Origin of the sequence: Microbacterium sp. MYb72, from assembly GCF_002979415.1 — a bacterium.
GTDB classification, from domain to species: domain Bacteria; phylum Actinomycetota; class Actinomycetes; order Actinomycetales; family Microbacteriaceae; genus Microbacterium; species Microbacterium natoriense.
Genome location: NZ_PCOT01000007.1, coordinates 124,560 through 146,996, shown reverse-complemented (window position 1 = coordinate 146,996; position 22,437 = coordinate 124,560). Strand labels below are relative to the sequence as shown.

The following is a 22,437-nucleotide window of genomic DNA, read 5'->3' as shown; positions in this document are numbered from 1 at the left end:
TCCTGGGTCCCGACTCGCAGCAGACGACGGTCAAGGTCGAGGAGCCCGCTCCGTTCGTGATGCTGGACGGTGACGTGCTGCGCCAGCACCCAGGGATGCAGACGCTGATCGTGCAGGGAGGCGGAGACATCTTCGCCGCGTACGGTCGTACGGCCGACATGAAGGCCTGGCTCGCCGACACCTCGTACAACCACGTCACCGTCCAGCATCACGAACGGAGCGGGCTCCTCGACCTTGACCGTCGTCTGCTGCGAGTCGGGACCCAGGAAGATGGTTCGCTGTGCGATGCCCGCACCGATCAGAACCGTGGCCAGCACGAAGGCCACGACGGCCCATACGAAACGCACGAATAGTCTCCTCACGCGCCTCGGACATCCGTCCGAATCGCAACACTCGACGTTCCAGCCTAGCGAACGCTCCTGTGTGTTGCCCACGAGGGCGTCGGCGGACCGGCTCCACGGCACGTCGGGAGCGTCCGGAAGGGCTCTGCTCGATAGCCTTGCTTCAGCCGATTCTCCCGAGGAGCTCCGATGAAGATCCACAACCCGTTCCGCACCGCCCTCGTGGCGACGCTCGGCGTGGGTCTGGGCGTGATGCTCATCGGCAGCCTGCAGAATCTGTCGACGATCCTGCTCTACGTCGGCACCGCACTGTTCCTCAGCCTCGGCCTCGACCCGCTCGTGTCCTTCCTCGAGCGGCGCCGTCTCCCCCGCTGGCTCGCCGTCCTCGTGACGATCCTGGCCGTGCTCGGAGTCTTCGCCGGGATCGTCCTGATCGTCCTGCCGGTGCTGGTCGATCAGATCTCCGAGCTCGTCGCGCAGATCACGGCCATCGTGCAGCGCAGCAACCTGATCGACGACACGCGGGACTGGATCGTCGCCACCTTCCCGAATCTGGATGTGGACAAGGTCTTCAGTTACCTGGAGGACTGGCTCAACACGAATCTCGCGGAGATCGGCCAGGGTGTGATCGCCGCCAGCGGGGCGATCCTCGGCGGGCTCTTCGGCGCGTTCATCGTGCTGATCCTGACCATCTACCTCACCGCGTCGACCCCGTCACTCAAGCGGGCGGTCTACCAGCTCGCTCCGGCGTCGAAGCGCGAGCGCTTCATCGACCTCGCCGAGCAGATCACGGACTCCGTGGGGTACTACGTCATGGGTCAGGTCGCGCAGGGCGCGATCAACGGCGTGCTCAGCATGATCTTCCTCTCGATCATCCAGGCGCCGTTCACCGCGGTCCTCGCCGTCGTCGCCTTCTTCTTCTCTCTCATCCCGCTCGTCGGCACGCTGACGGGATCGACGATCATCGTGCTGGCGTGCCTGATCCCCGGCCTCGGCTCCCCCGCGACCGCGATCGCCGCAGCCATCTACTACCTCATCTACATGCAGATCGAGGCGTACATCATCTCGCCGCGCATCATGAGTCGGGCGGTATCGGTCCCCGGTGCGGTCGTGGTCGTCGCCGCTCTCGCCGGTGGAAGCCTCCTGGGCCTGCTCGGCGCCCTCATCGCGATCCCTGTGGCCGCGAGCGTCCTGATCATCTACCGGCAGGTGCTGATCCCCCGGATGAACGAACGCTGATCCGTCGTCAGTCCGTCGGCCAGTGCGTGGCCAGCGGAAGCGCGGAAGGATTGACGGCCGCAACGATCTCCGTGAGGACCCGCCTCGTCTGGCTCTCCCCCACCCAGAGGTGCTTGCCGCCTTCGACGGCGATCAGCCGGGCATGAGGGATCGACGCGAATCGGTCCGCCGCCTCCTTCGGGCGCAGGTAGTCGTCGAGCTCCGGAACGAGGACGACCACCTCGTGATCGGTCTCCGCCCATGCGGCGACCTCCGCCTCGGTGGCGCGGTGCAGCGGTGGGGACAGCAGGATGATGCCCTCGATGTCGTGCTCTCGGCCGTACTTGAGCGCGAGCTCGGTGCCGAACGACCAGCCGACCAGCCAGGGACGGGGAAGAGCGCGCTCGCGGACGAAGTCCATCGCGGCAGCGACGTCGAACTGCTCGGCCGCTCCGCCGTCGAACGCGCCGTCGCTCGTTCCTCTGGGCGACGTCGTCCCGCGCGTGTTGAAGCGCAGCACTCCGAGATCCGCGAGCGCGGGGAGACGGGCGGCCGCCTTCCGGAGGATGTGGGAGTCCATGAATCCGCCGGCCGTCGGGAGCGGATGCAGCGTCACCAGCGTCGCGACAGGCGCATGCGCCTCGGGAAGAGCCAGTTCGCCAACGAGAGTGAGACCATCCGCCGTCTGCAGGACGATGTCCTCACGCGCCGCCGGCAGCTCCAGGGGGCCACGGATCTCGATGGTCATGCAATCCTCCAGCAGTGCGAATGCCAATGACGGCGCGCAGCGAGGTCGGCGGCATCGCCGAGCACCCCGTCTGCACGCCAGGCCACGAGATGAGCCGTCCCCGCCTCGACGGAGCGACCGCATCCGGGGCAGATGTAGTCCTTCAGAGCTTGGGCGCCCGAGACCGGCTGCACGGTCCACTCGACGCCGCGGCGCACCTCGGTGCGCTTCCAGGAGGAGAGCAGACGATCGAGGGAGTCGTCGGTGTCAGGGCGCGCCGGACGGCGTTTTCGTGAGCGGGCCATGACCCGAGCTCACCACCAGTGGTTCTTCGACCAGAACGCCTGCGCGCCCGCCCAGCTGCCGTAACGGCCGGTCGCGTAACCGGTCGCCCAGCGCAGGTTATCCACCGGGTCGTAGCCGTTGCCCGGGACCTTGCTGCACGGGAGAGCCTGGACGAGTCCGCAGGCGCCCGAGCTCCTGTTGGTCGCGTTGGGATTCCATCCGCTCTCGCGGGAGACGATGTAGTCGACGTATCCCCAGTCGCCTTCGGCGATCCCTGCGGCCGACATCCACTCGGCGGGAGCGCCGCCGCCCGTGTAGAAGAGCGGTCCACCTCCCCCTCCGCCGCCCGTCGAGGCCGGCTTCGCCGTCGCCGTCGGGGTCGGCTTTGGGGTCACGTAGACCGAGAAGGTGCCGCGCTCGATCGGAGCGATCGTCGCACCCTCGACCGTGACGGTGAGGTTCTGCGTGTCGACCAGGGCCGCCGAGAACGCCGATTCGGTCGCGGCCTCTGCGGGCGGATCGGCCAGCGCGATACCGGTCGGCGCGACCATGGCGCCCGCGAATCCGACGACCGCGAGAGCGGCGACGATACCTGCCGCCCGACGTCCGCGGGTTCCCGTGCGCGACGACAACGCCGTGGATGCCGGAGCAGTCGTCACGTCGTTTCGTTCGGAGATCATGTCTTTTCGGGAGTTCACGATGCGTGGAAGTCTACCGGTCATCTCTGAGACGGGCCTCTGAACTCTCAGCGAACGGCCAGGATGACGTCGACCGTCGCATCGATGAGCGCATCCACCTGCTCTTCGCGGTACCCGCCGCGCTGCATGCGGAAGGCGGCAGAGCGCAGCTGCTCGGCCGTGAGCGCCTCACCGTCGCGAAGGTAGCGAACGATGCGTGCGGCGACGTGGTCCACCTCGTCGATCCGGTAGCCGAACGTGAGCACACCGGTTCGAGCGAAACGATGACGCTTGCGCCGCGCCAGATGATCCAGGATCACCTGGGCCTCCTCGCGGGCCTGCTCGACCCAGACGCCCGCACCCTGCGAGCGCACGACCCTGTCGCGCTCGCGTCCGGCGAGGGCGTCCTCGACACGACCGAGAGCCGCGTCGACCTCCGCCACCACGTAGCCGTTCTTCACCAGAGGGAAGGACGCGACGCGGACATCCGCCGCGGTCAGGTCACCGCCGCCCTCGAACGCTGTGCGAGCCGCGGACAGGAACGTGTCGACGGCAGCGCGGTGGTACCCGCGGGTCCGTCCGCTGACGAGAGAGAACGCCGGCGGAGCCTCGGTCTTGTCGAGAGCGAGAGAATCTTCTGAAGCCATCACAGCACCACCCAGGGAGAGAGAAGGAAGTAGAGGCACAGGGCGGGGATCGTCGACGGCAGGATGCTGTCGAGGCGATCGAGCAGCCCCCCGTGCCCAGGCAGCCAGGAGCTCATGTCCTTGATGCCGATGTCACGCTTGAGCATGCTCTCGGCGAGATCGCCGAGAGTGGCCGACAGCAGGATGGCGACTCCGAAGATCGCTCCGGCCCACCACGGCAGCTCGAGGAGGAACAGCGCGAGGAGCACGCCGGCGGTGATCGACGCGACGACGGCCCCGGCGAATCCCTCCCAGGTCTTCTTCGGGCTGATCCTGGGGGCCATCGGGTGCTTACCGAAGGCCAGGCCGGCAGCGTACGCTCCCGTGTCGGCCGCGACGGCGATCGCGATGAAGCTCAGCACCCACCACTGTCCACCCTCCTGACGGAGCAGGATCAGCGCCACCGCTGCGAGGAAGGGCACATAGATCTGGACGAATCCGCCGATGACGGCATCCGAGAGGACATCCCCGTAGGTGCGCCCGTCCTTCTCGACCATCTGCGCGACAAGTCGCCACACGATCACGAAGGCCACGGCGAGGAAGAGCATCACCCAGACGAGCCAGATCTCGACGAAGTAGGCAGGGCCTACCAGCAGAGCCGCGGCGATGAGCTGCGGTGCCAGATCGATCCGTCGACCGGCACCACGCAGCGCGAGCGTGACTTCGTACACCCCGAGAAGGGCGGCGGCCAGCGCCAGCGGCACGAAGTAGACCTTGTCGAACAGAAGGGAGGCGAGAAGGGCTGCGCCGAACGCGAGGCCGATTCCGATCGCGAGGATCAGGTCCCGACCGGTGCGCTGCTTGATCCGCTCATTGCGCTGCTTGATCCGCTCGTTCGCCTGATCGAGCTGGTCACGAGCATGGGAGACGTGGCTGCCCAGCTCATCGCGAGCCGCTCTCCACTGCTCCCGGATCGCGTTGTGCTCCCCCGTGCTCAGAAGAGCATCGGACTGGACGGGAGCGGGCAGCGAGGGTCGCGGCGGGATGCTCGATGCGTCGAAGGCCGGAAAGGCCTCATCGGCAAGCGGAACGCCGTCCGACGGGGTCGCCGAACCGCGCGCCTCTCGGCGCCCCGGCGGCGTGCCGTCGACGGCCTCGCGCGAATCGTCGGACATGTCCGATCACACCTCGAGGAGCTCAGCCTCTTTGCGCTTGAGAGCGTCGTCGATCAGATCGACGTGCTGGCGCGTGAGTGCGTCGAGTTCCTTCTCGCCTCGAGCGATCTCGTCCTCGCCGAGCTCGCTCTTCAGGGCGTCCAGCTCGTCTTTCGCCTTACGACGGATGCCGCGGACGTGGACCTTCGCGTCCTCGCCCTTGGCCTTCACGAGCTTGACGTACTCCTTGCGACGGTCAGCCGTCAGCTCGGGCATCGTCACGCGCACGATGTTGCCGTCGTTGGTCGGGTTGGCGCCGAGGTTCGGCATGTCCCTGATCGCCTGCTCGATGGCCTTCAGCGCGGACTTGTCGTACGGCGTGATGATGAGCGAACGCGCCTCGGGGTTCGCGAGCGAGGCGAGCTGAGCGAGCGGGGTCGGCGTGCCGTAGTAGTCCACCAGCACCTTCTGGAACATCTGGGGGTTCGCACGTCCCGTACGGACCGTGGCGAAGTCCTCCTTGGCGGCATCGACGGCGCGCGTCATGCGAGAGGTGGTTTCAGCGAGGACATCCGCGATCACGGTGACTCCTATCGTCGGGGTGTTCTGAAAATTCTATCGGTCGCGGGCTCTGAGCCCGCTGAGGCGCTCAGGCGGTGACGAGAGTGCCGATGGGCTCGCCGAGCAGCGCACGAGTCACGTTGCCCGCGGGCTCCATGCCGAAGACGCGCATATCCATGTTGTTGTCCATGCACAGGCTGAACGCCGTGGAGTCGACGACCTTCAGGCCGCGCTGCAGCGCGTCGCGGTAGGTGACCCGCTCGATGCGCTCGGCATCGGCATGCTTGTTCGGGTCGGCGGTGTAGATCGCGTCGACGCCGTTCTTGGCGACGAGGACCTCCTGGGCGCCGATCTCGAGCGCGCGCTGAGCGGCGACCGTGTCGGTCGAGAAGTAGGGCAGGCCTGCCCCTGCGCCGAAGATCACGACGCGGCCCTTCTCCATGTGCCGCTCCGCGCGCAGCGGGATGTACGGCTCAGCGACCTGGGTCATCGAGATCGCGGACTGGACGCGGGTGGGTGCGCCTGCCTGCTCGAGGAAGTCCTGCAGGGCGAGGGCGTTCATGACAGTGCCGAGCATGCCCATGTAGTCCGCACGACCACGGTCCATACCGCGCTGGCTGAGTTCGGCGCCGCGGAAGAAGTTGCCTCCACCGACGACGATCGCGATCTCGACGCGATCGACGGCGGCCGCGATGTCACGGGCGATCTGGCTGACGACGTCGGGGTTGACGCCCAGCTGACCGGCGCCGAAGGCCTCACCGGAGAGTTTCAGAAGGACGCGGCGGCGTCCGGTGCGTTCGGTCATGGGTGTTGTCCTCTCGTCCCGATTCAAGATAGTGCCTCTTGGGCATGAAGAAGGGGTTCGGATCGAGACGATCCGAACCCCTTCGACGGTGCTACGCGCCGACCTTGAAGCGCGCGAAGTCCGTCACGGTGATACCGGCGTCCTTCGCCACCTGGGCGACAGAGAGCTTGTTGTCCTTCGCGTAGTCCTGCTCGAGCAGGGCGACCTGCTTGATGAACGCGGACACACGGCCTTCGACGATCTTCGGCAGAGCCGCCTCGGGCTTGCCCTCGTTGCGGGAGATCTCGGTGACGATCTCACGCTCCTTCTCGACGGCGTCGGCCGGGACGTCCTCACGGGAGAGGTACGACGGGTTGGCGAACGAGATGTGCTGCGCGATGCTGCGAGCGGTCTCCGCGTCGTCACCCGAGTAGGCGACGACGACGCCGATCTGCGGCGGCAGGTCCTTGCTCGTGCGGTGCAGGTAGACCTCGACCTTGTCGCCCGAGATGGTGCGGACGCGACGGAGCTCGACCTTCTCGCCGATGATCGCAGCCTCTTCCGAGATGATCGTCTCGGCGTTCTTCTCGCCGGCCTGAGCGGCCAGAGCCGCCTCGACCGAGTCCGCCTTGACAGCGGCAGCAGCGTCGGCGACCTTGTCGGCGAGAGCGATGAAACGCTCGTTCTTCGCGACGAAGTCGGTCTCGCAGGCGAGCTCGATGAGCGTCACAGCGCCATCCTGCTCGCGGGCGACGATGAGGCCCTCGCTGGTGGAGCGGTCGGCGCGCTTCGCGTTGCCCTTGGCACCCTTCAGACGCAGGATCTCGGTGGCCTTCTCGACGTCTCCGTCAGCCTCCTCGAGCGCCTTCTTGGTGTCGACCATTCCCGTTCCGAGCTGCTCACGCAGCGCCTTGAGGTCGGCGATGGTGAAGTTGGCCATGTGTGGTGGCTCCTTGCTTCGTAGGTGTGTGTGCGTGGTGTTCGCGTGGATTACTTGGAGTCTGCTGCCTCGGCGGCGACGACCTCTGCGGTCTCCTCGCCGGACTCGACCGCGACGGCCTCGTCGTGCGCCTCGGCGCCGGCCTCGTCGGCTGCGGCGACCGCGGGGGCCTCGACGAGCTCGGCGGCGTCAGCCGGAGTCTCCTCGGCCGGGGTCTCGAGAAGCTCGCGCTCCCAGTCCGCGAGCGGCTCGGCGTCGCCCGTCTCCGGGTTGTGCTTCTGCTGGAGACCCTCGGCGGCTGCATCCGCGATGATGCGGGTGAGCAGCGAGACGGAGCGGATCGCGTCGTCGTTGCCGGGGATCGGGTACTGGAAGTCGTCCGGGTCCGCGTTGGTGTCGAGGATGCCGATCACCGGGATGCCGAGCTTCTTGGCCTCGTCGATGGCGAGGTGCTCGCGCTTGGCGTCGACGACCCAGAGGGCGGACGGCGTCTTGGTGAGGTTGCGGATACCGCCGAGCGACTTGTGCAGCTTGTCGAGCTCGCGCTTCTTGAGGAGGAGCTCCTTCTTCGTGAAGCCCGAAGCGGCCGGGTTCTCGTAGTCGAGCTCCTCGAGCTCCTTCATGCGAGCGAGACGCTTCGCGATGGTGGAGAAGTTGGTGAGGAGTCCACCGAGCCAGCGCTGGTTGACGTAGGGCTGGCCGACGCGGGTGGCCTGCTCTGCGAGGATCTCCTGCGCCTGCTTCTTGGTGCCGACGAAGAGGATGGTGCCGCCGTGAGCGACGGTCTCCTTGACGAAGTCGTACGCCTTGTCGATGTAGCCCAGCGACTGCTGCAGGTCGATGATGTGGATACCGCTGCGCTCGGTGAGGATGAAGCGCTTCACCTTCGGGTTCCACCGGCGGGTCTGGTGTCCGAAGTGCACGCCGCTGTCGAGCAGCTGGCGGATGGTGACCACAGCCATGGTCGTCTCCTTGTTCTGGCGCGGTTCTGCGCCGTTGAGGTTATCGCCGATCGGATGATCGGACTGCCTGGTGCCCGACACACGCCCGCCACCTCTTGCGAGATGGACCTGTGGGAGTGGATGCCACGACCTCCGCAGAAATGCAGTGGTCGCTCAGGGCACGCGTAGTCACCTCGATTTCGAGGTGCCCCTTCAGCATACAGGATGCCGTCGCCTCCACTCCTCCTTCACGACGGCAGACCCGATGCCACTTCTCCCCCGCTTCCGTCCGGTACGCGATCTGCATCGCAGCGTCTCTGTCCGTGCGGGGCAGTATGACGCTCATGCGCACCCTGGAACGCCTCGGCACCAGCATTCTCCTCATCGCCCTGCTCCTGCTCTCGCACATGCCTGCGGACGACGCGCTCGCGTCAGCGGACCGAGCGATCACGCCCGCGCACGGCGTCTTCACGCCGATCAGCGGGTCCCTCATGTCTGCCAGTGGACCGGTCGCACCTGGGAGCGGGATCCGCACGACAGGGAACACCGTCCTCAGGTCCATGAGCGGGGTCCTCACAGCTACAGTCCAAGCCGTCGCGTCTGCGAGCGAGACCCTCACACCTGCAGGCCAAACCGTCGCGTCTGCAAGCGGTGCCCTCACACCTGCAAGCCAAGCCGTCACGTCAGCGAGCGAGGCCCTCACACGTGCAGGCCAAACCGTCGCGTCTGCGAGCGGGGCCTTCGTTTCAGCAGGGGATCCGGACGGCGACTATCCGCGGTGGGCGTGGCCGCTGGACGGGGCGCACGAGGTGACCGCTCCCTATCGCGCCCCCGCGCATGAGTACGGCCCTGGCCACCGGGGTATCGATCTGGCTTCCGCGCCCGGCTCCGTCGTTCACGCACCGGCAGACGGCGTCGTGGCGTTCCGCGGGATCGTCGTTGACCGTGCTCTGCTCACGATCGAGCATCCCGGCGGTTACGTGTCGACCTTCGAGCCGCTGACGTCAGACCTGTCCCCCGGAGACGTTGTGTCGGCCGGGCAGCCGATCGGGACCGTCGCGATCGGCGGGCACGCGGTCGCAGGCACACTGCACCTCGGAGTTCGGCTCGGCGGCGCCTACATCAATCCGATGCTTCTCTTCGGAGACGTGCCCAGGGCGGTGCTGCTTCCGTGCTGCGCCCCGCTCTAGGCCGGGGTGGCCCGCCGCACGCGGTCGAGATTGCGTCGGAGAAAGGCAGCCGCTCACGTGCTGGCGTGGTCACGCACGGGGATGCGCCAGACGATAAGTCGCCGTCAGACGCTCGGCCGACACATGGGTGTAGATCTGCGTCGTGCCGAGACTGGCGTGCCCGAGGATCTCCTGCACCGCGCGGAGGTCCGCTCCCCCGTCGAGCAGGTGAGTGGCGGCCGTGTGCCTGAGTGCGTGCGGCCCCACGGTCTCCGCCCCGACGAACGGGGCGAGCGCGTCGGCGACCAGCGAGTACACGGCTCGGGGTCCGACGCGAGCCCCACGAGCCCCGAGGAACACCGCGGGCGTTGTGGTCTCGGCTCGTGCACGGAGCGACGGACGCGCTCGGGTGAGGTAGCCGGCGACCGCGATACGCGCCGGCACCCCGAACGGAACCACTCTCTCCTTCGCACCCTTTCCGAGAACACGGGCGGTGCCGCGGTCGAGATCGAGATCGTCGATGTCGAGCCCGCACAGTTCTGAGACGCGGATTCCGGCTCCGTACAGGAGCTCCAGGATCGCGTGGTCTCGCAGGGCGATCGGATCTCCCTTCACCGCCGCAGCCTGTTTCGTTTCGAGGAGTTCGCGCATCGCGTCCTGAGAGGCCACCGTCGGCAGCGTTCGCCCACGCTTGGGCGCGACGAGGCGAAGGCTCGGATCGTGATCGATCAGTTCCTGCTCGAGCGCCCACGCGAAGAAAGAACGGGCTGCCGCCGCGCGCCGTGCGAGCGTCGATCGCGCATCGCCTCTCTGCGTGGCTTTCCAGAGCCAATCGCGCAGCACTTCGAGATCGACCGCCGCGAGATCGGCGCCGTCGAACGAGCCATCGAGGTCACGCAGGTCCGACCGATAGGCGCGCACCGTCGCCGGCGACAGCCGACGCACCTGCTGCAGATGCTCGGTGAACGTCTCCGCCGCCGCCGCGAACTCCATGACTACAGCTTGCCCCGCCCTGCATCCACCACCGCTCAGCCTCGCCGCTTCGGCGTCATGCTCACCACGGCTCACCGCGCCGCTTGAGCCTCATGCTCACCCCCGCCGCTTGAGCCTCCTGCTCACCCCGCCGCTTCAGCCTGATGCTCACCACGGCTAACCCTCGCCGCTTCGGTGTGATGCTGACAGATGTGCCGTCCACGCCGTCAGAGATGAGGCGCTCTCGAGATCACGCCGCGCACATCGCTGCGATCGGAGGCCTCCTATCCCCGGTCGCGTGTCGATATGCGCCGCCATCCGTTGTCTCTGCGGTCGACCACGGACTCGACTTCGAGAAGGCCGAGCAGGGCCGTGACCTTGTCGGGCGCCAGACCGCTCCGTCGCGCGAGCTCCTGCGTCGAGGCGCGCGAGCGCGTCGGCAGGGCGTCGAGCAGCCTCGTCAGTTCAGGGTCGGTGACATTCGCACTCTGGTCGCGAACGGGCTCACCCCACAGTTCTCGGATCTCCGCTGTCGTCGTGACGCAGCGCGCGTCGTACTCGCGAAGCAGACGATGGCAGCCCGCTGACGCCGCGGAGGTGACCGGCCCGGGGACCGCACCGAGCGGACGTCCGAGGGACGCCGCGTGCCCGGCCGTGTTGAGCGAGCCACTTCTCCACCCCGCCTCGATGACCACTGTGGCCCGGCCGAGCGCCGCGATCAGCCTGTTCCTGCTCAGGAATCTCCACTTGGACGGCGCCGTACCGCAGGGAACCTCGCTGACCACCGCGCCGCTCCTGGCGATCGCCCCCAACAACTCCTGATGTCCCTGCGGATAGGCCCGATCCACGCCACCTGCCAGCAGCGCAACGGTCGCCCCGCCGACACCGAGCGCTGCCCGATGCGCCGCTCCGTCAATTCCGTACGCGCCGCCCGAGACGATCACGACTCCGCTCGCTGCGAGATCCCCTGCGAACTCCGACGCGAGCAACTCTCCATAGGTGCTCGATGCCCTGGCGCCGACGATCGACACACGAGGCGACGCAGTGAGGACGGCAGCATCCCCTCGCACCCACAGCATCGTCGGTGCATGGTGCCCGAGGTCATCGAGGGACTCAGGCCAGAGGCCGTCGCCGGGGAGGAGCAGGGTCGCCGCGACGTGCTCCGCGTCAGTCACGGCGCTGCGGACGGCGTCTACAGAGGCACGAGGACGCCATCTGCCGAGTGCGTCTCTGAGCGCGCGCGACCGCCCCTGGTACGCGAGGGAGCCCCCGTCGTCGGCGAAGGCGAATCGGAGCGCCTCCTCTGCACCCAGTTCCGCGATCAGAGCTCCGGCGACGGCATCGCCCGGTTCGACGAGGACATTCCACGCGACACGGGCCGCGACCTCCGCTATGTCATCGTCGGGGCGCGCCCGCCGAAGGGCCTTCACGAGCGCCTCGTCCTGACGCAGAGCATCCATCACGACGTGCTGCCTCTCTTGAGCACCAGCGCACGCCCGACCTCGTCGAGCCCTGGTCGCTCGCGGCCCTCGAGGTCTGCCATGGTCCAGGCGAGCCGCAGGACGCGATCGTACCCTCGAAGTGTCAGGGCGCCGCGTTCCAGAGCGCGCTCCAACGGCACCCGTGCAGCCTGATCGATCCGCTGCGATGTCTGGCGGAGCCAGGTTCCGGGAACATCGCCGTTTAGACGCCATGGCGTGCCCTTCAGCCGAGCGGCCGCCCGCTCCCTTCCTTCGACGACACGCTGCTGCGCCTCCGCCGACGACAGCGCGGATCGCCCAACGGACACCGCCCGCGAGGTTGCGACGCGCGCCACGCGCAGATCGATGTCGATCCTGTCCCGGAGGGGACCGGAGAGTCGCGTCGCATACCGTCGAATGGCCATGGACGGGCACACGCATTCCGCCCCTCGCACACCGTAGTTGCCGCAGGGGCAGGGATTCATCGCGAGGAGCAGTTGGAACCGCGCGGGGAAGTGAGCGGTGAAGCCGGCGCGGTGCACGTCGATCTTCCCTGACTCCAGCGGCTGCCTCAACGCATCCAGCGCGACTCTGGAGAACTCCGCCGCCTCGTCGAGGAACAGCACCCCGCGGTGCGCACGGACGATCGCCCCCGGGCGCACAGCACGAGACCCTCCGCCCACGAGCGCGGTGACCGATGCGCTGTGGTGCGGTGCCTCCAGCGGAGCTCTGTGGTCGAGCACTGCGACGGAGCCGCCGGTCAGAGACCTGATCGATGCGACCTCCAATGCCTCGCCCTCCGTCAACCTCGGGAGTATCCCCGGCAGTCTTCGGGCGAGCATCGTCTTTCCCGCGCCGGGAGGACCGCTCAACAGCATGTGGTGGCCTCCAGTGGCCGCGACGATGAGCGCGGTCACCGCTTCGTCCTGGCCCACCACGTCCGCCAGATCACCGTGAGCCTCGGGGTCGACGGGAGGGGCCGCGGCGGGCACGGGATCGACCTCCGGAACCACCACATCTGCTCCGTGCCAGACGGCGACCTCCGCCAGCGAGCGAGCGGCACGCACATCGATGCCCGGCACGAGACGGGCTTCGTCGGCATTCGCATGAGGGACGATCACCTGGTCGAAGCCGGCGCGTGCCGCCGCGAACACGGCGGGCAGCACCCCTGGCACCGGTCTCACTCGACCATCCAGGCCGAGTTCGCCGATGTGCACCGTGCGGGAGATCGACCTCTGCTGCACCGCTCCCCCTGCAGCCAGCGCCGATACGGCGATCGCCAGGTCGAATCCCGATCCGTGCTTGGGAAGACTCGCGGGTGACAGATTCACGGTGAGTCGTCGGCGCGGAAGGTCGAGCTCCGCGTTCTTGCACGCATTGTGGACGCGCTGGACCGCCTCACCCAGGGCCTTGTCGGGGAGGCCGATGATCTTGAACTCCGGCGTCTGATTCGAGAGGTCTGCCTCGACCTCGACCAGATGCCCGTCGACCCCCGACAACGCGACCGCCCAGGTCCGCGCCGTCGTCATGACAGATCCTTCAGGTGTTCGAGTTGTCCGGCATCCGGATCGGGTCCGATCACGCCGATCGCGTCGAGCCGGATCTTCCTTCCCCGAACCTGATCGGAGTGCCGCTCCATCCAGGCATGTGCGAGCTGCCAGAGCCTACGTCGTTTTCGTGCGTCTATCGCCTCGAACGGATGGCCGAACGCCGTCGACCGACGGGTCTTGACCTCGACGATCGCGAGCACCTGGCCCTGCGCGGCGACGATGTCGATCTCGCCCTGCGGACATCGCCAGTTCCGGTCGAGTATCTCGTACCCGTGGTCGATCAGATAGCGGGTCGCCCGCTCTTCCCCCGCTGCGCCGAGGTCGTCTTTCGCTGCCATGTCGACAGCCTGCCGATCCGCCTCAGGAGGAGCGCGAGCGCGCTCTCACCATTCCGCGAATCGGTGGACAACTCGCCGAGGATCGCCTCTTGGGGACGGCTACTCGCCGTCGAGGGAGAGCTCCTGCGGAAGCTCGAACTCACGACGCTGCAGCTCTTCGACGTTGACGTCCTTGAACGTGAGGACGCGCACGGCCTTCACGAAGCGATCAGCGCGGTAGATGTCCCACACCCAGACATCGCTCATCGAGATCTCGAAGTAGAAGTCGTGCTCGGTGTCACGACGGACGACGTTCACCTCGTTCGCCAGGTAGAACCGGCGCTCCGTCTCGACGACGTACTGGAACTGGGAGACGACGTCCCGGTACTCGCGGAACAGCGCCAGCTCGAGTTCGCGGTCGTAGTCGTCGAATGCTTCCTCATCCATGATGTGTCCATCCTAGAGTCGTGCGCACCACCGCGCGGCACGGAGCCGCTCAGAACGCGGATCAGAACAGCGTGGGAGCGTCCGTGATCGCCCACGATGCACGGTGATGAGGAGACAGTCCCCGTGCGCGGATCGCATCGCGATGCTCGGGGCTGGCATAGCCCTTGTTCCTGTCCCATTGGTAGTCAGGATGCGAGAGATGCAGCTCGGCCATGTGCGTGTCTCTCGCGACCTTCGCGATCACCGATGCCGCCGACACCGATGCGCAGTCGCGGTCGGCCTTCACCTGGGAGCGCACGCGGAGCGGCACCGGGTGCACCCGAGAGACGTAGTCATGGTTCCCGTCGAGCAGCACGAGAGCGCTCTCGATAGCGACGCCCTGATCCACCACGCTTTGCACCGCTCGTGACGCCGCGAGCCCCAGCGCCCTCATGATCCCGACTTCGTCGATCTCCGCCGCACTGGCCCAGCCGACACCGGATGCACGCACCCAGGCCGCGGCGCGCGCTGCGACGTCCGGACGACGCTTCTCGGTGACGAGCTTCGAATCACGCAGGCCTTCGGGAACGCGACGACGTGCACCAGCGGCATCCATCACGGCCGCTCCGACAGCGACCGGTCCCGCGAGCGCGCCCCTGCCCACCTCGTCGAGCGAGATGATCAGCTCGCACTCGCTCAGGAGCTTCCGTTCGAGGGTGAGCTTGGGCGCGACGACGGTCATTCCGGATCCGGTACGCCGTTGAAGGTGTCGTGGTGGCCGTCGATCGTCCCGAAGCGGTTCAGGGGCCAGGTCGTGAGGAACGCCTTGCCCACGACGTTCGCGAGAGGCACGAAGCCTCCGCTCGGGAGATCCTGATGCTCACGGGAATCGCGCGAGCGATCGCGGTTGTCTCCCAGCAGCCAGAGGGAATCCTTCGGAACCACCACGTCGAAGGGCGCGTTGGACGCGGCTGTGTCCCCCTGCGGGAGGTTCAGGTAGGAGAGCTCGTCGATGGGGGTGCCGTTGATCGTGATCTGGCCGAGCGCGTTGCAGCACACGACGTGATCGCCGGGGAGCCCGATGATCCTCTTGACCAGATGATCCTGCGAGTCGGTCGCGGAGATGCCGACGAGGTTGAGAACCCAGTCCACCGCCTGCACGAGCGGCGGCGCCGCCGGGGTCTGCGGCTGCGGGTCGAGCCAGCCGCCCGGGTCTTTGAACACCACGACGTCACCGCGCTCGTATCCCGTCCAATGCGGGGTGAGCTCGTCGACCAGGATGCGGTCGTTGACCATGAGCGTCTGCTCCATGGACGCCGACGGGATGTAGAAGGAGCGCACGACGAAGGTCTTCACGACGAAGGACACCAGCGCGGCGATCAGCACGATCACCAGGACGTCGCGCAGGAAGATGAGGAACCCGCGGCGCCGCTTGACGGGTGGCGTGGACGCGGTGGCGGGCTCAGTCGTCATCAAGGTTCCTTCACAGTCTCGCACCGCTCTGAGACGGCACTACCAAGGGTCGCACATCCGGCGCAAAACACAGCACCCCGGAACATCGTGTCCCGGGGTGCTGTGGAGAACCTGCGCGTCAGTTGTCGCGCTTCTCCTTGATCTTCGCCTTCTTGCCGCGCAGCTGGCGGAGGTAGTAGAGCTTCGCGCGACGCACGTCACCGCGGGTGACGACCTCGATGTGGTCGATCACCGGGGAGTGCACCGGGAAGGTGCGCTCGACGCCCACCTGGAAGCTGATCTTGCGGACCGTGAAGGTCTCGCGCACGCCGTCGCCCTGGCGGCCGATGACGACGCCCTTGAAGACCTGGACGCGAGAGCGGGTGCCCTCGGTGATGTTCACGTGGACGTTGACGGTGTCGCCGGGGTTGAAGACCGGGATGTCGGAACGGAGCGAAGCCGCATCGACGGCGTCGAGGATCTGCATGATCGTCTCTTTCTGCACTCGCCTCAGGTCGGTTGCATGTTTTCAAAGGAACAAGAACGGATGTGCATCGTACGGCGCTTGCGCGTCCGCGGGCTCCCCTGAGGCAGAACCGGTCACGGCACAAACATCCATTCTGCCATGGATGCGTGCCGCGGCCAAAACGAGGATCAGTCGCGGGGGTCGGTCTCCCGCACGACGATGACCTCGTGCACGGTGGTCTGCGGCGCGGGCTCGTCCGGCGCGGGAACCGTCGACCACGAGATGGTCTCCCGGAGACGGGCGCCGCTGCCCTTCGCCTCGCTCCACAGCTGCCACAGCTGGAGCCAGACGAGCGCGATGCCCACGATGATGGCGCCGGCCAGCAACCAGCCGAATGCGCCCTCGATGAAGCAGCCGACCGCGATGGTGAGCGCATGCCAGAGCGTGAAACCGGCGACGTCCCACCAGGACACCGCCCGCTCGATGCGGACCGATGGGCGGGAGCGCGTGAGCAGCGTGAGGAGCAGCTGCCCGACGAAGACCGAGGGCACCGCGATGAACAGCACCCAGAGCATCCCCCACCCCGCGTGGAAGACGATCCCCCCGATGACCAGCCAGAGCGGGAGCAGGAAGGCAGCCGGAAGCAGCCACCGGAAGAACGCCTGACGCAACCACATGCTCAGATCGTACGACGCGCGGCCCACCCTCACCCCGGTGTTCGCTGTGAGCGCGCGGATCTCCGCGGCCGCCGCATCAGGGAGAATGGAGTGGACGAGAGGACACCCCATGATCGAACTGCGCACCCCTGCCGAGATCGACGAGATGCGCGCAGCCGGGCGATTCGTCGCCGAGACCCTGGCGACCCTGCGCGACGAGACGAAGGTCGGCACGAACCTCCTCTCGATCGACCGTCGCGCACACGACATGATCCGCAAGGCCGGCGCCGAGTCCTGCTACATCGACTACCACCCCTCGTTCGGAGCGAGTCCGTTCGGCAAGGTCATCTGCACCTCGGTGAACGACGCGGTCCTGCACGGACTCCCCCACGACTACACGATTCGCGACGGGGACCTCGTGTCGCTCGACTTCGCCGTGTCCGTGGACGGCTGGGTCGCCGATTCGGCGGTGTCTTTCGTCGTCGGCACACCGCGCGACGAGGACCTCCGCCTCATCGAGACCACGGAGCGCGCGCTGGACGCGGCGATCCAGGCCGCTGTCGTCGGCAACCGCATCGGCGACATCTCTGCGGCCATCGCCGCCGTGTCACACGGCGAGGGCTACTCGATCAACACCGATTTCGGCGGTCACGGGGTCGGACGCATCATGCACGGCGACCCGCATGTACCCAACGACGGGCGAGCCGGTCGTGGCTTCCCGCTGCGCGCGGGACTCGTGTTCGCACTGGAGCCGTGGCTGCTCGCCACCACGGACGAGCTGATCACGGACCCCGACGGCTGGACGCTGCGCAGCGTCGACGGCTCTCGGGGTTCGCACTCGGAGCACACCGTCGCGGTCACCGAGGACGGTCCGATCATCCTCACCGACCGCTCCTTCCTCGGCGTCGACTGACTCAGCCGCCGAGTCGCGTCGGCTTCCACGACGCGACGGGCCCCCACACGCCGTCGTTCGGGCGAAGAGGACAGTCACTCAGGCGCGACGGTACAGGTACACGTCCGTGAGATGCGGCAGATCGAGTTCCGCGCGCCCTGCGGTGTCGACATGTTCATCGAGCACACGATGGACGTCGGCCAGCATCTCCGCGCGTCGCGGCTCATCGGCGACGAGGAAACTGCTCACCGTGGTCCATCGACCGATGTAGTCGTCCCGTGAGATGACCTCCCGCCAGGTGAGCTCCTCGTCGCGGACGAAGCGGAATCCGGGAAGTTCCTCCGCGGCGGCGCGCGTGGTGTCGTCTGACGCACCGACGGCCGGGTGCACGATTCGATGGCACGAACGGTCCCAGGCGCATGCAGGATCGGCGCGGTTCCAGATCAGCGCCATCGCGCCTCCGGGAGCGAGTACCCGGGTGATCTCGGCGCAAGCCGGCTCGCGATCGAACCAGTGGAACGCCTGAGCGACGGAGACGGCGTCTGCGGCCCCATCCTCCAGCGGAATCCGCTCCGCGGTGCCGCTCAGGGCGGTCACCTCGGGCAGCTTGGCATGCAGCACGTCGAGCATGGCGGTCGACGGCTCGACGGCGACCACACGATCGGCGCGCCCGATCAGCAGTTCGGTGAACTTGCCGGTGCCCGCACCGAGGTCGAGTATCGTTCCCACCCTGTCGGGGGCGAGGAGCTCGACCGCCCCGGCTGGGAACCCTGGTCGGTATCTCTCGTACTCCGACCCGATCCCCTCGAAGGAGCGCGCCAGGGTTTCATCGACCATGGCTCGACGCTATCAGCGCAGGGCGCGCCCGGATCGACACGGCTGTGCCATATTGAGTGCATGATTCCCCAGGATCGTCACGTGCCCGACCGCGTGTACCTGGTGCGCCACGGGCAGACGATCTGGAATCTCGAGCACCGCCTCCAAGGGCAGCTCGACTCCCCTCTCACCGACGACGGCGTGCGTCAGGCCGCGTCCACGGCCGTGCGGGTCAGCGCTGTCGGCATCACGACGATCTGCAGCAGTCCTCTCGGCAGAGCCGTGCACACGGCGGGCATCATCGCCGAAGTCCTCGGAGCGCGTGTCGTGGAGATCGACGAACTCGCGGAGCTGCACCACGGCGAGATGGCGGGGATGACGTGGGACGAGATAGACCTCGCATTCCCGACCGCCCGTGAGGAGCGCGCCGAGAACCGCTACGGCTGGGCGTTCCCCGGCGGCGAGAGCTACGCGCAGGTCCGTGCGCGGGCGCGTCGCGCTCTCTCGGCATGCGGGTGGGCTGCTGAGGGTGCACCGCTGATCGTGAGTCACGAGATGATCGGACGGATGCTGCGTGCGGAGCTGCGCGGGCTGGATTCCTCGACTGCCCTGGGCCTCCGGCATCCGCCCGGCGTGGTCTTCGAGATCGACCACGGTGCGGAGAGGATGCTCTAGTCGTCCTGCTCCGACAGGAGGTCGGGTCGGCGTCGAGCGGTGCGCTCGAGCTGCTGCTCGCGGCGCCAGGTCGCGATCGCCGCATGGTTGCCGCTGAGCAGCACGTCCGGCACAGCGCGATCGCGCCACATGGACGGCTTCGTATAGGAGGGGTACTCGAGCAGGCCGTCCTCGTGGGACTCCTCGACGAGGCTCTCGGGGTTGCCGACCACTCCGGGGATCAGTCGACCGATCGCCTCGATCATCGCCATCGTAGCGACCTCTCCGCCGTTGAGGACGTAGTCCCCGAGGCTGATGAGGCGCACCTCGCCGACGGTGTCCGCGTACTCGAAGACGCGCTCGTCGATGCCCTCGTAGCGTCCGCAGCCGAAGATCAGGTGCTCGCGCGTCGCGAGATCCCTCGCGGTCGCCTGGGTGAAGACCTCGCCCGCCGGGGACGGGAAGATGATCGTCGGCCGTTCGGATGCCGTGGCGAGCTCGTCGAGCGCGACGCCCCAGGGCTCGGGCTTCATCACCATCCCGGCGCCGCCGCCGTACGGTGTGTCATCGACGGTGCGGTGACGGTCGTATGTCCAGTCGCGGAGGTCTCGGACGTTCAGATCGAGGATCCCCGCGTCCTGCGCCTTGCCGAGCAGCGACAGCGTGAGCCCGTCGAAGTACGACGGGAAGATGGAGAGGACGTCGATGCGCACGGCGGCTGCGATCACTCGGCCGCGTCTGCGGCGGCGTCCTCTTCCGAACCTGCGGCATCCGGCAGCTCCTCGAAGAGGCCTGCAGGAGGGGTCACGATGACCTTGCCCGCCGCCACATCGACGGTCGGCACGATGGCCTCGACGAACGGCACCATGATCTCCTGGTCGCCGGCCTTGACGATCAGGAGGTCCTGCGCGGGGAAGTGCTCGATGCGAGCGACCTTCCCGACGACGACGTCATCGCGGACGACATCGAGGCCCACGAGCTGCTGGTCGAACCAGGCGTTCTCCTCGACCTCGGTCGTGTCCTGGTCGATCCAGAGGATCGCACGGACGAGTCCTTCGGCGGCGGACCGGTCCTCGACATCGTCGAGGAACACGACGGGGTTGCCGTTCATCACGCGGTACTCGCGGACGGTGACGGTCTTGCCGTGCCACGGAGATGCCTCTGGCACCTGCAACGTGAACTCGGCTCCCGTGACGAATCGACGCTCGGGATTGTCGGTGTACAGCTCCAGCTTGAGCGCGCCCTTCAGGCCGTGGGCCTTGACGAGGCGGCCGACGCGAAGCTGGTTCTTGCCCTGATTGCGGTCCTTCTGCACCACGTCAGTCGTCCGCGACATCGACACGGACACGACGCCCGTCCGCCAGAGCGGAGATGAGGGTGCGAAGTGCCTTCGCGGTGCGGCCGCCGCGCCCGATCACGCGTCCACGGTCGTCGGGATGCACACGCACCTCGAGCAGATCGCCTCGCGGCGAGGTGGATGCGGTGATGTGCACATCTTCGGGGTGATCGACGATCCCCTTGACGATGTGTTCGAGCGCGGCGGCGAGCACGACGATTACTCTGCGTCGGCGGCGGGGGCCTCAGCGGCCTCCGCGTCGGCCTCGACGGCGGCGGGAGCCTCCGCAGCGGGAGCCTCCTTCTTCTCCGCCTTCGGCTTCACGACGGACTTCTTGGACGCGTCGATCTCGAACGCGGCCTTGGGCTCGGCGACCCGGAGGGTGGACTTCGCGTCCTTGTCGCCCTTGAACTTGCCCCAGTCGCCCGTGATCTTGAGAAGGGCGGTGACCTGCTCGGTCGGCTGAGCGCCGACGGAGAGCCAGTACTGGGCACGCTCGGAGTCGACCTCGATGAACGAGGGCTCCTCGGTGGGGTGGTACTTGCCGATCTCCTCGATCACACGACCGTCGCGCTTGGTGCGCGAGTCGGCGACGACGATGCGGTAGTAGGGCGCACGGATCTTGCCCAGGCGCTTGAGACGAATCTTGACAGCCACGATTCTCCTGAATTGTGTGGAAGGAAACGAACCGATCGCCTGGAGAGTGGGGTGCACACCCGGCGGAAGCTCTGAAAGGGTGGATGAGTGCTGGATAGAGGGTCGAGCACGTCGTCCAAACCTCTATTCTGCCAGATGCGGGCTCCTGGCGCGAAACGTGGCGACACGGGGGTTGCCGTGTCGCCAGAGCTGCGTGCGAGACTGTGCTCGTGAAGCTCGAATTCGCTCCATCCGCCAGGTCCACCGTCGGCCTGGAATGGGAGATCATGCTCGCCGATCCGGTGAGCGGCGACCTCGTCGGCCGCGCACCCGAGCTGCTCGCCGCGCTGGAAGCGGAGAGCGCCGAAGAGCGCCACACCGTCACCGGCGAGCTGCTCACCAACACGATCGAGGTGACCAGCGGCATCGGCACGTCGGTCGCGCACGCGGTGGACGACATCGCCAAGGCTATCGCCGCGGTCCGCGCGGCGACGGACCCGGCGGGAATCGAGCTGCTCTCGGCGGGGAGCCACCCGTTCGCGCAGTGGTACGAGCAGCAGGTCACCGACAAGACCCGCTATCACAAGCTCATCGAGCGGACCCAGTGGTGGGGCCGCAACATGATGATCTGGGGCATCCATGTGCACGTGGGCGTCGAAGATCACCGCAAGGTCTTCCCCATCATCAACGCTCTCGCCGGCTTCCTCCCGCATCTCCAGGCTCTGGCCGCGTCCAGCCCGTTCTGGGCGGGCGAGAGCACAGGGTACGCCTCCAACCGGGCTCTCGTCTTCCAGCAGCTCCCCACCGCGGGTCTCCCCTGGCCTCTGCACGACTGGTCGCAGTTCGAGGGGTACCTCGACGACATGATCCGCACCGGCGTGATGGCCGACGCCTCCGAAGTGCGCTGGGACATCAGGCCCGCGCCGCGCTGGGGCACCATCGAAGTGCGCGCATGCGACGGGATGTCGACCCTTCCCGAGCTCGCCGCCGTGGCGTCTCTGGTTCAGGTCCTCGTCGAGCACTTCTCGCGTGAGCTCGACGAAGGACGCACTCTGCCCGAGCTCCCCGCCTGGTATCACCGTGAGAACAAGTGGCGAGCGGCTCGGTACGGGCTCGATGCGCGCGTGATCGTCGACGCCGACGGCATCCAGCGTCCCGTCAGAGACCACCTCGCCGAGACGCTCGAGCAGCTCGCACCGGTGGCGCTCGATCTGGGGTGCGCGAAGGAGTACGCGAGCATCGGCACGATCCTCGCCGACGGCGCCAGCCACGCGCGTCAGCTGGCGGTCGCTGATGCCGCGGGTGGCGATCTGTCGGCAGTCGTGCAGCACCTGATCCGCGAGTTCCGCTCAGGGCCGGAGACCTCGACCCACGAGTGACC

28 protein-coding genes and 1 pseudogene are annotated in these 22,437 nt (G+C 67.4%); 6 read left to right on the top strand and 23 right to left on the bottom strand.

What is annotated here, in order from left to right; translation table 11 throughout:
* Positions 1–353: pseudogene (locus CQ047_RS18805) on the top strand (hypothetical protein); the annotation flags it as partial.
* A gap of 177 nt (positions 354–530) precedes the next feature.
* Complete coding sequence (locus CQ047_RS06030) at positions 531–1,580, top strand: AI-2E family transporter (protein WP_105673370.1); 1,050 nt, start codon at positions 531–533, stop codon at positions 1,578–1,580.
* Positions 1,581–1,587: 7 nt separating this feature from the next.
* On the opposite strand, the gene CQ047_RS06025 is transcribed toward CQ047_RS06030, so the two are convergent.
* From CQ047_RS06025 to rpsB, 9 genes are all read right to left on the bottom strand, one after another.
* Positions 1,588–2,307: an alpha/beta hydrolase gene (locus CQ047_RS06025; protein WP_181155843.1), complete on the bottom strand. Its 720-nt coding sequence runs from the start codon at positions 2,305–2,307 to the stop codon at positions 1,588–1,590.
* Entirely contained in the window at positions 2,304–2,591 is a 288-nt protein-coding gene (locus CQ047_RS06020) for a hypothetical protein (protein ID WP_105673369.1), read from the bottom strand. Before CQ047_RS06020 ends, CQ047_RS06025 begins: the two co-directional genes overlap by 4 nt.
* Positions 2,592–2,600: 9 nt before the next feature.
* The gene (locus CQ047_RS06015) at positions 2,601–3,269 is read right to left on the bottom strand and encodes a transglycosylase SLT domain-containing protein (protein WP_223586471.1); all 669 of its coding nucleotides are present in this window, start codon (positions 3,267–3,269) and stop codon (positions 2,601–2,603) included.
* Between the two features lie 47 nt (positions 3,270–3,316).
* Positions 3,317–3,895, bottom strand: coding sequence for a DivIVA domain-containing protein (locus CQ047_RS06010; protein WP_105673368.1), 579 nt, complete (start codon positions 3,893–3,895; stop codon positions 3,317–3,319).
* Positions 3,895–5,049, bottom strand: a complete 1,155-nt coding sequence (locus CQ047_RS06005; protein WP_181155842.1) for a phosphatidate cytidylyltransferase — start codon at positions 5,047–5,049, stop codon at positions 3,895–3,897. Before CQ047_RS06005 ends, CQ047_RS06010 begins: the two co-directional genes overlap by 1 nt.
* Before the next feature lie 6 nt (positions 5,050–5,055).
* Positions 5,056–5,610, bottom strand: coding sequence for a ribosome recycling factor (frr, locus tag CQ047_RS06000; RefSeq protein ID WP_105673367.1), 555 nt, complete (start codon positions 5,608–5,610; stop codon positions 5,056–5,058).
* Between the two features lie 67 nt (positions 5,611–5,677).
* The gene (gene pyrH / locus CQ047_RS05995) at positions 5,678–6,394 is read right to left on the bottom strand and encodes a UMP kinase (protein ID WP_105673366.1); all 717 of its coding nucleotides are present in this window, start codon (positions 6,392–6,394) and stop codon (positions 5,678–5,680) included.
* 91 nt (positions 6,395–6,485) lie between these two features.
* Positions 6,486–7,313 carry a translation elongation factor Ts gene (tsf, locus tag CQ047_RS05990; RefSeq protein WP_105673365.1) on the bottom strand — a complete coding sequence of 276 codons (828 nt, stop codon included), beginning with the start codon at positions 7,311–7,313 and terminating at the stop codon, positions 6,486–6,488.
* Positions 7,314–7,363: 50 nt separating this feature from the next.
* Positions 7,364–8,275 (bottom strand): 30S ribosomal protein S2, encoded by a 912-nt coding sequence (rpsB, locus tag CQ047_RS05985; RefSeq protein ID WP_105673385.1) that lies wholly within the window; start codon positions 8,273–8,275, stop codon positions 7,364–7,366.
* 788 nt (positions 8,276–9,063) lie between these two features.
* Here rpsB and CQ047_RS19050 point away from each other — a divergent pair.
* Positions 9,064–9,444 carry a murein hydrolase activator EnvC gene (locus CQ047_RS19050; RefSeq protein ID WP_223586474.1) on the top strand — a complete coding sequence of 127 codons (381 nt, stop codon included), beginning with the start codon at positions 9,064–9,066 and terminating at the stop codon, positions 9,442–9,444.
* Between the two features lie 69 nt (positions 9,445–9,513).
* Here CQ047_RS19050 and CQ047_RS05975 read toward each other — a convergent pair whose 3' ends face one another.
* The 9 genes from CQ047_RS05975 to CQ047_RS05935 form a co-directional block, all read right to left on the bottom strand.
* The gene (locus CQ047_RS05975; RefSeq protein ID WP_105673364.1) at positions 9,514–10,416 is read right to left on the bottom strand and encodes a tyrosine-type recombinase/integrase; all 903 of its coding nucleotides are present in this window, start codon (positions 10,414–10,416) and stop codon (positions 9,514–9,516) included.
* A 263-nt stretch (positions 10,417–10,679) separates the two neighbouring features.
* Positions 10,680–11,855 (bottom strand): DNA-processing protein DprA, encoded by a 1,176-nt coding sequence (dprA, locus tag CQ047_RS05970; protein ID WP_105673363.1) that lies wholly within the window; start codon positions 11,853–11,855, stop codon positions 10,680–10,682.
* Positions 11,855–13,384, bottom strand: a complete 1,530-nt coding sequence (locus CQ047_RS05965; RefSeq protein WP_105673362.1) for a YifB family Mg chelatase-like AAA ATPase — start codon at positions 13,382–13,384, stop codon at positions 11,855–11,857. Before CQ047_RS05965 ends, dprA begins: the two co-directional genes overlap by 1 nt.
* Positions 13,381–13,743, bottom strand: a complete 363-nt coding sequence (locus tag CQ047_RS05960; protein ID WP_105673361.1) for a YraN family protein — start codon at positions 13,741–13,743, stop codon at positions 13,381–13,383. The genes CQ047_RS05965 and CQ047_RS05960 overlap by 4 nt, the downstream gene beginning before the upstream one ends.
* 99 nt (positions 13,744–13,842) lie before the next feature.
* Complete coding sequence (locus CQ047_RS05955) at positions 13,843–14,169, bottom strand: DUF2469 family protein (RefSeq protein WP_017204525.1); 327 nt, start codon at positions 14,167–14,169, stop codon at positions 13,843–13,845.
* Positions 14,170–14,230: 61 nt separating this feature from the next.
* A complete protein-coding gene (locus tag CQ047_RS05950) occupies positions 14,231–14,890 on the bottom strand; it encodes a ribonuclease HII (RefSeq protein ID WP_105673360.1) in 660 nt (219 codons plus the stop codon).
* Positions 14,887–15,621 carry a signal peptidase I gene (gene lepB, locus CQ047_RS05945; RefSeq protein ID WP_105673359.1) on the bottom strand — a complete coding sequence of 245 codons (735 nt, stop codon included), beginning with the start codon at positions 15,619–15,621 and terminating at the stop codon, positions 14,887–14,889. The genes CQ047_RS05950 and lepB overlap by 4 nt, the downstream gene beginning before the upstream one ends.
* A 118-nt stretch (positions 15,622–15,739) precedes the next feature.
* On the bottom strand, positions 15,740–16,087 hold the full coding sequence (gene rplS, locus CQ047_RS05940; protein ID WP_105673383.1) for a 50S ribosomal protein L19: 348 nt from the start codon (positions 16,085–16,087) through the stop codon (positions 15,740–15,742).
* A 167-nt stretch (positions 16,088–16,254) separates the two neighbouring features.
* Positions 16,255–16,743 carry an MFS transporter permease gene (locus CQ047_RS05935; RefSeq protein WP_105673382.1) on the bottom strand — a complete coding sequence of 163 codons (489 nt, stop codon included), beginning with the start codon at positions 16,741–16,743 and terminating at the stop codon, positions 16,255–16,257.
* A gap of 109 nt (positions 16,744–16,852) precedes the next feature.
* On the opposite strand from CQ047_RS05935, the gene map reads away from it, so the two are divergent.
* Positions 16,853–17,635, top strand: a complete 783-nt coding sequence (gene map / locus CQ047_RS05930) for a type I methionyl aminopeptidase (RefSeq protein WP_105673358.1) — start codon at positions 16,853–16,855, stop codon at positions 17,633–17,635.
* Between the two features lie 78 nt (positions 17,636–17,713).
* On the opposite strand, the gene CQ047_RS05925 is transcribed toward map, so the two are convergent.
* Complete coding sequence (locus CQ047_RS05925; protein ID WP_105673357.1) at positions 17,714–18,451, bottom strand: class I SAM-dependent methyltransferase; 738 nt, start codon at positions 18,449–18,451, stop codon at positions 17,714–17,716.
* 81 nt (positions 18,452–18,532) lie between these two features.
* Here CQ047_RS05925 and CQ047_RS05920 point away from each other — a divergent pair, with 81 nt between their 5' ends.
* Positions 18,533–19,105: a histidine phosphatase family protein gene (locus CQ047_RS05920; RefSeq protein WP_105673381.1), complete on the top strand. Its 573-nt coding sequence runs from the start codon at positions 18,533–18,535 to the stop codon at positions 19,103–19,105.
* Here the strand turns inward: CQ047_RS05920 and trmD are convergent.
* From trmD to rpsP, 4 genes are read right to left on the bottom strand one after another with little or no spacing between them, the layout of a single operon-like run.
* Positions 19,102–19,797: a tRNA (guanosine(37)-N1)-methyltransferase TrmD gene (trmD, locus tag CQ047_RS05915; RefSeq protein ID WP_105673380.1), complete on the bottom strand. Its 696-nt coding sequence runs from the start codon at positions 19,795–19,797 to the stop codon at positions 19,102–19,104. The genes CQ047_RS05920 and trmD overlap by 4 nt on opposite strands.
* 11 nt (positions 19,798–19,808) lie before the next feature.
* A complete protein-coding gene (gene rimM, locus CQ047_RS05910; protein WP_105673356.1) occupies positions 19,809–20,420 on the bottom strand; it encodes a ribosome maturation factor RimM in 612 nt (203 codons plus the stop codon).
* Positions 20,404–20,634, bottom strand: coding sequence for an RNA-binding protein (locus CQ047_RS05905; protein ID WP_105673355.1), 231 nt, complete (start codon positions 20,632–20,634; stop codon positions 20,404–20,406). Before CQ047_RS05905 ends, rimM begins: the two co-directional genes overlap by 17 nt.
* Positions 20,635–20,639: 5 nt before the next feature.
* The gene (gene rpsP, locus CQ047_RS05900; protein WP_105673354.1) at positions 20,640–21,077 is read right to left on the bottom strand and encodes a 30S ribosomal protein S16; all 438 of its coding nucleotides are present in this window, start codon (positions 21,075–21,077) and stop codon (positions 20,640–20,642) included.
* A gap of 209 nt (positions 21,078–21,286) precedes the next feature.
* Between rpsP and CQ047_RS05895 the strand changes: the two genes are divergently transcribed.
* Positions 21,287–22,435 carry a glutamate--cysteine ligase gene (locus CQ047_RS05895; RefSeq protein ID WP_105673379.1) on the top strand — a complete coding sequence of 383 codons (1,149 nt, stop codon included), beginning with the start codon at positions 21,287–21,289 and terminating at the stop codon, positions 22,433–22,435.
* Positions 22,436–22,437: the final 2 nt, after the last annotated feature.

What these genes read in the sequence shown, in the direction of transcription:
- CQ047_RS05935 (WP_105673382.1), bottom strand. Translation starts at nt 16,743, where the DNA reads ATGTGGTTGCGTCAGGCGTTCTTCCGGTGGCTGCTTCCGGCTGCCTTC.
- CQ047_RS05975 (WP_105673364.1), bottom strand. Translation starts at nt 10,416, where the DNA reads ATGGAGTTCGCGGCGGCGGCGGAGACGTTCACCGAGCATCTGCAGCAG.
- CQ047_RS06025 (WP_181155843.1), bottom strand. Translation starts at nt 2,307, where the DNA reads ATGACCATCGAGATCCGTGGCCCCCTGGAGCTGCCGGCGGCGCGTGAG.
- CQ047_RS05955 (WP_017204525.1), bottom strand. Translation starts at nt 14,169, where the DNA reads ATGGATGAGGAAGCATTCGACGACTACGACCGCGAACTCGAGCTGGCG.
- CQ047_RS05965 (WP_105673362.1), bottom strand. Translation starts at nt 13,384, where the DNA reads ATGACGACGGCGCGGACCTGGGCGGTCGCGTTGTCGGGGGTCGACGGG.
- CQ047_RS06030 (WP_105673370.1), top strand. Translation starts at nt 531, where the DNA reads ATGAAGATCCACAACCCGTTCCGCACCGCCCTCGTGGCGACGCTCGGC.
- CQ047_RS06010 (WP_105673368.1), bottom strand. Translation starts at nt 3,895, where the DNA reads ATGGCTTCAGAAGATTCTCTCGCTCTCGACAAGACCGAGGCTCCGCCG.
- tsf (WP_105673365.1), bottom strand. Translation starts at nt 7,313, where the DNA reads ATGGCCAACTTCACCATCGCCGACCTCAAGGCGCTGCGTGAGCAGCTC.
- rplS (WP_105673383.1), bottom strand. Translation starts at nt 16,087, where the DNA reads ATGCAGATCCTCGACGCCGTCGATGCGGCTTCGCTCCGTTCCGACATC.
- CQ047_RS06020 (WP_105673369.1), bottom strand. Translation starts at nt 2,591, where the DNA reads ATGGCCCGCTCACGAAAACGCCGTCCGGCGCGCCCTGACACCGACGAC.
- lepB (WP_105673359.1), bottom strand. Translation starts at nt 15,621, where the DNA reads ATGACGACTGAGCCCGCCACCGCGTCCACGCCACCCGTCAAGCGGCGC.
- pyrH (WP_105673366.1), bottom strand. Translation starts at nt 6,394, where the DNA reads ATGACCGAACGCACCGGACGCCGCCGCGTCCTTCTGAAACTCTCCGGT.
- rpsB (WP_105673385.1), bottom strand. Translation starts at nt 8,275, where the DNA reads ATGGCTGTGGTCACCATCCGCCAGCTGCTCGACAGCGGCGTGCACTTC.
- CQ047_RS05960 (WP_105673361.1), bottom strand. Translation starts at nt 13,743, where the DNA reads ATGGCAGCGAAAGACGACCTCGGCGCAGCGGGGGAAGAGCGGGCGACC.
- map (WP_105673358.1), top strand. Translation starts at nt 16,853, where the DNA reads ATGATCGAACTGCGCACCCCTGCCGAGATCGACGAGATGCGCGCAGCC.
- dprA (WP_105673363.1), bottom strand. Translation starts at nt 11,855, where the DNA reads ATGGATGCTCTGCGTCAGGACGAGGCGCTCGTGAAGGCCCTTCGGCGG.
- CQ047_RS06005 (WP_181155842.1), bottom strand. Translation starts at nt 5,049, where the DNA reads ATGTCCGACGATTCGCGCGAGGCCGTCGACGGCACGCCGCCGGGGCGC.
- CQ047_RS05950 (WP_105673360.1), bottom strand. Translation starts at nt 14,890, where the DNA reads ATGACCGTCGTCGCGCCCAAGCTCACCCTCGAACGGAAGCTCCTGAGC.
- CQ047_RS05925 (WP_105673357.1), bottom strand. Translation starts at nt 18,451, where the DNA reads ATGGTCGATGAAACCCTGGCGCGCTCCTTCGAGGGGATCGGGTCGGAG.
- rimM (WP_105673356.1), bottom strand. Translation starts at nt 20,420, where the DNA reads ATGTCGCGGACGACTGACGTGGTGCAGAAGGACCGCAATCAGGGCAAG.